9 protein-coding genes (1 of these 9 running past the window's edge) are annotated in these 9739 nt (G+C 58.1%); all 9 read right to left on the bottom strand.

The features are described from left to right. Positions 1 to 475 carry the 5' portion of a protein-methionine-sulfoxide reductase heme-binding subunit MsrQ gene (gene msrQ / locus BFP99_RS16290; protein ID WP_065925288.1) on the bottom strand. The gene continues 146 nt to the left of window position 1, outside the view, so 475 of the gene's 621 nt are visible here — the first part of the coding sequence; it begins with the start codon at positions 473 to 475; its stop codon lies beyond the left edge, outside the window. Continuing rightward, a complete protein-coding gene (gene msrP, locus BFP99_RS16285; protein ID WP_065925289.1) occupies positions 475 to 1488 on the bottom strand; it encodes a protein-methionine-sulfoxide reductase catalytic subunit MsrP in 1014 nt (337 codons plus the stop codon). Before msrP ends, msrQ begins: the two co-directional genes overlap by 1 nt. Positions 1489 to 1551: 63 nt before the next feature. Then, a complete protein-coding gene (gene pssA / locus BFP99_RS16280; RefSeq protein ID WP_027605398.1) occupies positions 1552 to 2409 on the bottom strand; it encodes a CDP-diacylglycerol--serine O-phosphatidyltransferase in 858 nt (285 codons plus the stop codon). Between the two features lie 145 nt (positions 2410 to 2554). Further along, entirely contained in the window at positions 2555 to 3571 is a 1017-nt protein-coding gene (gene ilvC / locus BFP99_RS16275; RefSeq protein WP_003176099.1) for a ketol-acid reductoisomerase, read from the bottom strand. Positions 3572 to 3618: 47 nt separating this feature from the next. Next, entirely contained in the window at positions 3619 to 4110 is a 492-nt protein-coding gene (ilvN, locus tag BFP99_RS16270; RefSeq protein WP_003176102.1) for an acetolactate synthase small subunit, read from the bottom strand. 2 nt (positions 4111 to 4112) lie between these two features. After that, positions 4113 to 5837, bottom strand: coding sequence for an acetolactate synthase 3 large subunit (locus BFP99_RS16265; RefSeq protein ID WP_065925350.1), 1725 nt, complete (start codon positions 5835 to 5837; stop codon positions 4113 to 4115). A gap of 431 nt (positions 5838 to 6268) precedes the next feature. Further along, entirely contained in the window at positions 6269 to 6598 is a 330-nt protein-coding gene (locus BFP99_RS16260) for a YqcC family protein (RefSeq protein WP_065947701.1), read from the bottom strand. Continuing rightward, positions 6598 to 7332 carry a tetratricopeptide repeat protein gene (locus BFP99_RS16255; protein ID WP_065947700.1) on the bottom strand — a complete coding sequence of 245 codons (735 nt, stop codon included), beginning with the start codon at positions 7330 to 7332 and terminating at the stop codon, positions 6598 to 6600. The genes BFP99_RS16260 and BFP99_RS16255 overlap by 1 nt, the downstream gene beginning before the upstream one ends. Positions 7333 to 7348: 16 nt before the next feature. After that, entirely contained in the window at positions 7349 to 9673 is a 2325-nt protein-coding gene (gene mrcB / locus BFP99_RS16250; protein ID WP_065938262.1) for a penicillin-binding protein 1B, read from the bottom strand. Positions 9674 to 9739 lie beyond the last annotated feature (66 nt).

The following is a 9739-nucleotide window of genomic DNA, read 5'->3' as shown; positions in this document are numbered from 1 at the left end:
TGTGCAACAGACCAAGCCCAAGAATCACATACACCAGCCGATGCAGCTTCTTCCAGCGACTACCCAGTCGGCGTTGGCTATAGCGATTAGAAGTCACCGCCAACACAAACAAAGACAAGAACCCCAGCGCCCCCACAATAATGTAGGGCCGCTTACGCAGCTCCACACCCAATTGCGACCAATCCAGCCCCAGGACAAACACACAGTAAGCCGCTAAATGCGCCACTACATAAGCAAAGCACCACAATCCAAGCTGCCGGCGCACCGCGATCCACCCCGCCCAACCGCTCAGTTTCTGCAGCGGCGTCATTCCAAGGGTAATCAGCAAGAGGATCAGGGTACCCAGGCCAAGCCGATCAACCAGCACCTTGCCCGGATCCGGCCCCAAGGCAAAACTCCATGCCTCATACAGCCATAATAACGGCCACACTGCCGCAGCTATAAAAACGCCAATGCGCCAGATGGGGTAACGCATCAGTAGTTCTTCCGCAGATCGAGGCCTGTATATAAAGAGGCGACCTCATCCGAGTAGCCATTGAACATCTGCGTCTCACGCACATTGGGACTGAACAGCCCACTTGGCAGACGACGCTCCCGCGCCTGGGTCCAGCGGGGATGATCCACCGTAGGGTTCACATTCGCATAGAAGCCATATTCATCCGCCGCGATACTCTGCCAAGTGGTTTTGGGCTGCTCGCTTACAAGACTGATACGCACGATGGATTTCACGCTCTTGAAACCGTACTTCCAAGGTACGACCAGACGTAACGGTGCACCGTTCTGATTGGGCAACTCGCGCCCATACATGCCAACGGCCAGAATCGCCAAAGGGTTCATCGCTTCATCCAGACGCAGCCCTTCTACATAAGGCCAGTCGATCAAGCCAAAACTCGAACGCTGCCCAGGCATGCTCTTGGCATCCTGGAGGGTTTCAAAGCGGATGTATTTGGCCTTGGAGGTCGGCTCAACCTGCTTGAGTAAGGCAGAGATCGGAAAACCCATCCACGGGATGACCATCGACCACGCCTCGACACAGCGTAAACGGTAGATCCGCTCTTCTAATTGATAGGGCTTCATAAAGTCTTCAAGGGCGTAACGCCCCGGCTTTGCGACCTCACCATCGATCACCACACTCCAGGGCTCGGTCTTGAGCGAGCCCGCATTTTTCGCAGGATCGCCCTTGTCTGTACCGAACTCGTAGAAGTTGTTGTAGTGGGTTGCGTCCTTGAACGGGGTGATGGGCTCATCCTTGACCGTCACCGCCTGCCATTTCGTTGCCGGCAATTTTTCGGCAAACCAATTGGGCGCCTTGCCAGGCTCAACATCGGGATAACGCGCGGCCTCGTCAGCACTGGCCCAACGCGGCAGGCTGCTGGCAGCAATGCTGGCAAGCGCACCACCGAGCAAGCTACGGCGAGAAAGGTAGAAGGATTCAGGCGTGACATCCGATTCTTGGCAATCGGACGCTTTGGGCAATTTGATTAACATGGCAACTCCGCAGCATTGGAGAACTGATGCACCAATAGACTGCGGAGTATGGGGGAAATTACATTAAGGCAACGTTTTGTCCCGACGCATATGCAGCAAGTACTGAATCGGCCCCGAAGCGGCGTAGACCAGGAAGGCCAATAGCAGGATCCGAGGAGGATCACTGAAGACCACCGCGAACACCAATACCACTGCCAGGATCGCCACGAAAGGCACACGCCCTTTGAGATCAAGCTCCTTGAAGCTGTTGTACTTGATGTTGCTGACCATCAGCATACCGGCCGCAGCAACCATCAACGCCACCAGGAACGACATTTTTGAACCCTGGATGCCGTAGTCACTGAACGCCCAGACGATACCCGCGACCACACCCGCTGCCGCCGGACTGGCCAGACCAATGAAGTAACGCTTGTCAGCAGTACCCACCTGGGTATTGAAGCGCGCCAGACGCAACGCCGCACCCGCGACATAGATGAAGGCGACCATCCAACCAACCTTGCCCATGTCCCCCAGCGCCCAGGCGAAGGCCAGCAGTGCAGGCGCAACACCAAAGGCAACCATGTCCGATAGCGAGTCATACTCGGCACCGAAGGCGCTTTGGGTGTTGGTCATGCGCGCCACGCGACCATCAAGGCCGTCCAGCACCATGGCCACAAAGATTGCGATGGCAGCAAAGCCGAAATACTTGCTGGCGCTCGCCGCATCACCCGCCGCCAGGGCACTTTGGGCACTCATTGAGTTGATGATGGAATAGAACCCGGCAAACAGGTTTGCCGTAGTGAACAGATTGGGCAGCAAATAGATGCCACGATGCCGGACCTTACGGCCTTCAGCGTCATGCCCTTCTTCGACATGTTCATCGATCGGTAGCAGGCTTTCGGCGTCAGAAGCCTGGCTTGGCTCTTCGGGACGTTCGCTCATGGACTTTACCTTGCAACGGTGTGAAAAAAATTCGACCAATACTTGCGGCGAGTGTTCGCCCGCAAACGATGCAGCTTTATACCAGAACCCGCCCCTCAAACGAAAAAACGCGGCCTAAGCCGCGTTTTCTGTTGATACGTACGACTTAGTTTTTGGCTTTGTCGACGATCTTGTTGGCACCGATCCACGGCATCATGGAGCGCAGTTGCTCGCCGATGACTTCGATACCGTGAGCAGCGTTGTTACGACGCTTGGCGGTCATCGAAGGGTAGCCGGTAGCACCTTCGCTGATGAACATTTTGGCGTACTCGCCGTCCTGAATACGTTTCAGGGCGTTGCGCATAGCTTGGCGGGACTCGGCGTTGATCACTTCCGGGCCAGTCACGTACTCGCCGTATTCGGCGTTGTTGGAGATCGAGTAGTTCATGTTGGCGATACCGCCTTCGTACATGAGGTCAACGATCAGCTTCAGTTCGTGCAGGCATTCGAAGTAGGCCATTTCCGGCGCGTAGCCAGCTTCAACCAGGGTTTCGAAACCGGCTTTAACCAGCTCAACGGTACCGCCGCACAGAACGGCCTGCTCGCCGAACAGGTCGGTTTCGGTCTCGTCCTTGAAGGTGGTTTCGATGATGCCGGTACGACCGCCACCTACGCCGGCAGCGTAAGACAGCGCAACGTTCTTGGCATTGCCCGAAGCATCCTGGTAGATCGCGATCAGGTCAGGGATACCACCGCCTTTGACGAACTCGGAGCGTACGGTGTGGCCCGGTGCTTTCGGCGCAATCATGATCACGTCGAGGTCAGCGCGCGGTACAACCTGGTTGTAGTGGATCGCGAAGCCGTGGGAGAAGGCCAGGGTGGCGCCCTTTTTGATGTTCGGCTCGATTTCGTTCTTGTACAGCGCGGACTGGAACTCGTCCGGGGTCAGGATCATGACCAGGTCGGCTGCAGCAACGGCGGAAGCAACGTCAGTCACTTTCAGGCCGTGAGCTTCGGCTTTGGCAACGGTGGCCGAGCCTTTACGCAGGCCAACAGTCACGTCAACGCCGGAGTCTTTCAGGTTGCAAGCTTGCGCGTGCCCCTGGGAGCCGTAGCCGATGATGGCGACTTTCTTGCCCTGGATGATCGACAGGTCACAATCTTTATCGTAATAAACTTTCATGAGGTTCCTCTATATATCCAGGCCGTAAGGCCATTCGCTAATTTGGGTTAGATGCTGAGTACTTTGTCGCCACGGGCAATCCCGGTGACACCACTGCGTACCGTTTCCAGAATCGAGGCCGTCCCGATCGACTGGATGAAGCTGTCCAGCTTGTCGCTCGTACCGGTCAGTTGAACGGTATAAACACTGGCGCTCACATCGACGATCTGCCCGCGATAAATATCGGTAGTGCGCTTGATCTCGGCACGTTGAGCACCCGTGGCCTTAACCTTAACCAGCATCAGCTCGCGCTCGATGTGGGCGCTTTCCGACAGGTCGACCAACTTGACCACTTCGATCAGCTTGTTGAGGTTCTTGGTGATCTGCTCGATCACCTCATCGTGGCCCACGGTGGTCAACGTCAGGCGCGACAGGGTCGGGTCTTCGGTCGGGGCCACGGTCAGGCTTTCGATGTTGTAGTTGCGTTGCGAAAACAGGCCGACAACACGAGACAGAGCGCCGGGTTCGTTCTCCAGAAGCAGGGAGATAATGTGCCGCATGATTAAGTACGCTCCGTCTTGTTCAGCCACATATCGCGCATGGAGCCGTCTTTGATCTGCATCGGGTAGACGTGCTCGCTGGTATCCACTTGAATATCGAGGAACACCAGGCGGTCCTTCATGGCGAACGCCTCTTCCATCTTCGGCTTCAGATCTTTCAGATCAGTGATGCGAATGCCGACGTGGCCATAGGCTTCAACCAACTTGATGAAATCCGGAAGCGATTCCATGTAGGAATGGGAGTGACGGCTACCGTAGCTCATGTCCTGCCACTGACGAACCATACCCAGCACACCGTTGTTCAAGCACACGATTTTCACCGGAAGACCGTACTGCAGGCACGTCGACAGTTCCTGGATGTTCATCTGAATGCTGCCTTCACCGGTGACGCACGCGACGTCAGAGTCCGGGAAACTCAGTTTCACACCCATAGCTGCTGGGAAACCAAAGCCCATCGTGCCCAGGCCACCGGAGTTGATCCAGCGGTTAGGCTTGTCGAACTTGTAATACTGCGCGGCGAACATCTGGTGCTGGCCCACATCGGAGGTCACAAAGGCGTCGCCCTTGGTCACTTCGCAGAGGGTCTCGATCACGGTTTGTGGCTTGATGATGCTGCCGTCACCCTTGTCGTAAGGAAACAGGCCGCGGTCACCGCGCCATTCGTCGATCTGCTTCCACCAACTGGCAACGGATTCCTTGTTCGGCGTCTCACCGATGTCCTTGAGCGCAGCAACCATTTCGGTCAATACACTTTCAACAGGACCTACAATCGGCACGTCGGCCTTGATGGTCTTGGAGATGGACGCCGGGTCGATGTCGATATGGATGATCTTGGCATTCGGGCAGAACTTGCTCGCGCCATTGATCACGCGGTCATCGAAACGTGCGCCCACTGCCAGGATCACGTCGGCATGGTGCATGGTCAGGTTGGCGGTGTAGCTGCCGTGCATGCCCAGCATGCCCACGAACTGACGGTCCGTACCCGGGAATGCGCCGAGGCCCATCAGGGTGTTGGTGACCGGCAGGTTGAGCAGCTTGGCCAGTTCGGTCAGCGGTGCAGAACCGCCGCCCAGGATCACGCCACCACCCGAGTACAACACGGGACGCTTGGCCGCCAGGAGCATTTCTGCCGCCTTGCGGATTTGGCCCGAGTGCCCACGAACGGCCGGGCTGTAGGAACGCAGCTTGGCTTTCTTCGGGAAAACGTATTCGAATTTTTCAGCCGGGTTGGTCATGTCTTTCGGGATATCGACCACGACAGGCCCCGGGCGACCGGACTGCGCGAGGTAGAAGGCCTTTTTCATGACGTCCGGGATTTCCGACGCATGCTTGATCATGAAGCTGTGTTTCACGATCGGCCGGGAGATACCGATCATGTCGGTTTCCTGGAACGCATCGGTCCCCACCATGGTGCTTGGCACCTGGCCGGAAATGATCACCATCGGGATGGAGTCCATATAAGCAGTCGCGATGCCAGTAATGGCATTGGTTGCGCCTGGACCGGACGTTACCAGTACCACACCGGCTTTACCGGTGGCACGGGCATAACCGTCAGCCATATGGGTCGCGGCCTGTTCGTGGCGAACCAGGATGTGGGTAACAGCCGGTTCCTTGAACAGTGCGTCGTAAACATGCAGCAGAGCACCACCTGGGTACCCGTAGATATAGTCGACGCCTTCGTCACGCAAAAAGCGGACGAGCATCTCACCGCCAGATAAAAGCTCCACGTTGTTCACCTCTAAAACGCCAGAATACCGTCCGTTTAAAACCGACGGGTCTTAATAGGTTTACTTCTCAACAGAGCATGAGCGACGGTGGTCGCCGACTACGTCAGCACTGACTGAGCAAGTATTGGGATCGTCCCAAGTGTTGCGGGCTTTTCCCACCCAGCGCGAGGTAACGCGTTGCGGGTGTAACAGGTCGGCGCGGATGTGCGCCTCATGATCTGCTGAGCGGGCCTGCTTCTGGCAGTCCCGATACAGCGGACTTTGGATTCTTCTGTTTCAGGCCTCTCAAGTCAAGCAATAATTGCGCTTTTTTCCAACTAAGCGCATGAGAACGTAGAAGAAAGGGCTTTGAGGAGGGATAAAACTCGCCTGAATGTCGTCAAGCGGTAGAAATGTGCGCAAGACTGCCGAAAAAACCGGCAGCCAGGCAATTAACGAGCGTCGACGATCAGTTGATCGAACTTTTTCAGCGCGTTACGTAAACCAAGACTCTCCTGAGGCCGATCGGCATAGACCATCTCGGCCATTTCGAGAATGCCTGACGCATTGGGCAACGGCAGGTCCTCTTCGAGAATCTGTTTCATGCGCACCAGGAAGATCCATTGCAACCACTGGTGGAAGTCCAGTGTGTCGACCGCAAACGGCTCGACGCTGCTGAGCGCCTCGGTGCTGGGGGACACTTCGTCCCACCAGCCCTGCACGCGCAATTCGCGCTCGATCAGCAATAACTGTTCGGCAATCGCTGGAAACCGAGCATCCATCAGAGGCTGACCTTGGCTTTTTGCCGAGCCTGGGCAGCGCCGGTGGCGTCACCTTGTGCGGCGCGCGCATCACCAATCAAAGCCCACAGACTGGCTTGCAGATCAGGACGACCGTTGGCCAGGGTCAGGCCACGACGGGCAAATTGCTCAGCCTGCGGCGCATCGCCCTGGGCCATGCGTACCTGGGCAAGGCGATACAACACTTGCGGTTCACGGGGCGCAACACGCTGGGCCCGCTCAAGGCTCGACGATGCACCATTCAAATCCCCCCCCGCCTGCTGTTGCTGGGCAGTGGTCAGCAACGCCAGCACCGGGCCATCCAATTGCTCGTCGGCTGACAAACCGCCAGCGCTGGAGGACGATGGAATGCCGCTCGGCGTCGACGGCATGGTGTAGGTACCCTGGTTGATCGGCGCGGTCTGCATCGGCGCGGAATCGATCGGCCCGGAGGTGCTTGGCCCAGGCGTCCAAGGCTCGGCACTGATTGGCGCCGAGGTAGCTGCACCGCCGCCCGGCACCATCACGACCACACCCGAATCCTGCGGCACGGCCTGAGGCCTGGCCTGGGCCGGACGGTTGGTCACGGTTTGGCGGAAACCGCCATTGGCCGATATCCGGTCATTATTGGAGACAGCTGTACTCGAATCCACCACAGGAATAGAGCCGCGCTGCACGCTGGAGCAACCGCCGAGCAAAGCCAGAGCTGTAATAGCTGGAATCCACCACTTGTTCACTTGAAACCCTCTTTGCTTAATTCATCCAGCCCTTGACCCAATCCATCACCGATTCCGCATCTGCAGGGGCTCCGCCACCGCACGCAGCACCGGCTGGTGGTTCGCTGCCGCGAATATACGGCATCTGCACCGCGCCCGGACAGTTGGCATCGGAGCCCTGGCCGGTATGCGGATCAATCCAGGCCTGCACGATGTTATCCGGCTGCGGCATGTTCAGCGGCAGCGGGTCGGCCTTGCGCATGAAACTGGTCCAGACCTGCAATGCGCCAGTGGCGCCGGTGAATGGTGTCTTGCCATTGTCGTCACGGCCCAGCCACACCACGGCGAGCACATCCTGGCCGAAACCGGCGAACCAGCTGTCACGGGAGTCGTTACTGGTACCGGTCTTGCCCGCCAGTGTCAGGTTGGAAGGCAAGACTTTATAGACCGAGCTGCCGGTACCTTCACGCATCACACGCTGCATGGCGTTCTGGATCAGATAGATGGAGCCCGCATCGAAACGCTGCTGAATCTGGAAAGGATAGCGCTTGAGCGGCTCCCCCTCCGCCGTCAGTACACTGCGGATCCCGCGCATCGGGGTGTTGAAGCCACCGTTGGCGAGGGTCTGGTACATGGTCGCCACTTCAATCGGCGTCATGGCACCGGCACCCAGCAGAATCGACGGGAAAGCCGGGAATTCGCGGGTGATGCCCAGGCGCGCGAGTGTCTTGAGGACATTCGGCACGCCAACCTCCAAGCCGAGCCGGGACGTGGAAATGTTGTAGGAATGGGCCAAGCCCTGGTACAGGAACACCGTGCCGTGGGAGCGGCGATCAAAGTTCTGCGGCGTCCAGACCTGGCCGTCCCCTCCTTTGACCGACAGTGGATCATCCGACAGCCAGCTGGTGAGGGTGTATTTGCTCGGCTTTTCCAGCGCCGTCAGGTAGACCGCCGGCTTGACCAGCGAGCCGATCGGCCGCACGGCATCCAGTGCGCGGTTGAAACCGGCAAAGCTGGCCTGACGACTGCCGATCATGGCCTGGACTTCACCGGTTTCCGGGTTGGTCACCACCATGGCGGCTTCTACTTCGTCGGCGCCCTTACGGCCCGTCAGGCGCTTGAAGGTGTCGTTGACCGACGCTTCTGCCTTCATCTGCAGGATCGGGTCGAAACTGGTGAAGATCCGCAGGCCTTCTTCGGTCAAGTCTTCGTCGCGGTAGTCTTCACGCAACTGGCGCTTTACCAGATCGATAAAGCCTGGGAATGAACTGTCCGCCAACTTCCCGCGGGTTGTCACACCCAGTGGCATTTTCTTCGCCGCGGCCACTTGTTCCGCCGTGGCAACGCCTTGCTGTTCAAGCACATCGAGCACCAGGTTACGGCGCTCAAGCGCACGCTCCGGATTGCGACGCGGGTTGTAGTAGGAAGGCCCCTTGACCATGCCCACCAACAAGGCCACTTGATGCAGCTTCAACTCCGACAGCGGCTGACCGAAAAAGAACTGGCTGGCCAAACCGAAGCCGTGCACCGCGCGCTGACCATCCTGGCCGACGAATACCTCGTTGAGGTACGCCTCAAGGATCTCCTGCTTGCTGTAGTGCAGCTCGAGCAGCATCGCCATCATGGCTTCGGTGAGCTTACGGGTCAGGCTGCGCTCGTTGGTCAGGTAGAAGTTCTTCACCAACTGCTGGGTCAGCGTACTGCCGCCCTGGGTCATCCTGCCTCCGGATGTATTCACCCAGACAGCACGGGCAATCGACTTCGGCGAAACGCCCCAGTGACTATAAAAGTCGCGGTCCTCTACAGCCACCAACGTTTCCAGTAGATACGGCGGCACCTGATCAAGCTTGATCAGGATGCGATCTTCAAGGTTCTTCGGGTAAATCCCGCCGATCATCAGCGGTTCCAGGCGTACCACCGGCAACTTCGAACCGTTAAGGGAGGACAGTTCGGCCACGTAGTCGCCGGAGAAGCGCACGCGCACAGGCTGGGCTTTCTCCAGGCCTTCATAGAACTGAAAGCCGCGGGTATTGAGGTCGACGGTGTTGCCGCTGACCGCAGCCGCCCCCGGACCATTGCTCACGGGTTCGCGTCGATAGCCCAGGGCGTCGAGTTCGGTGAGGAAGTCATCCTTGCTCAGCTTCTGGCCGGTGAACAGTTCCAGCGGGCGGGCGTACACCTTGGCCGGGATAGTCCAGCGCTTGCCGGAGAACTTCTCCTGGACCACAGCGTCGAGGTAGACCGCAAAGCCAGCGAGCACCACAAGGCCTACCAGGCCGAGCTTGAGCGCCCAGCCAAGCCATGGGCGCAGGCCGCGGGAAGGAGGTTTTTTACGGGAACGGGGAGATCGGGTTCGAGTCATGGCGGCGGATTATACGCACTTTATTGATGATCAACATGAGCCGGACAGCGGTTTGCACGACCGCCC

This window comes from Pseudomonas sp. 1 R 17 (assembly GCF_900067035.1).
GTDB classification, from domain to species: Bacteria; Pseudomonadota; Gammaproteobacteria; order Pseudomonadales; family Pseudomonadaceae; genus Aquipseudomonas; species Aquipseudomonas marginalis.
This window is presented reverse-complemented; position numbering and strand designations above follow the sequence as displayed.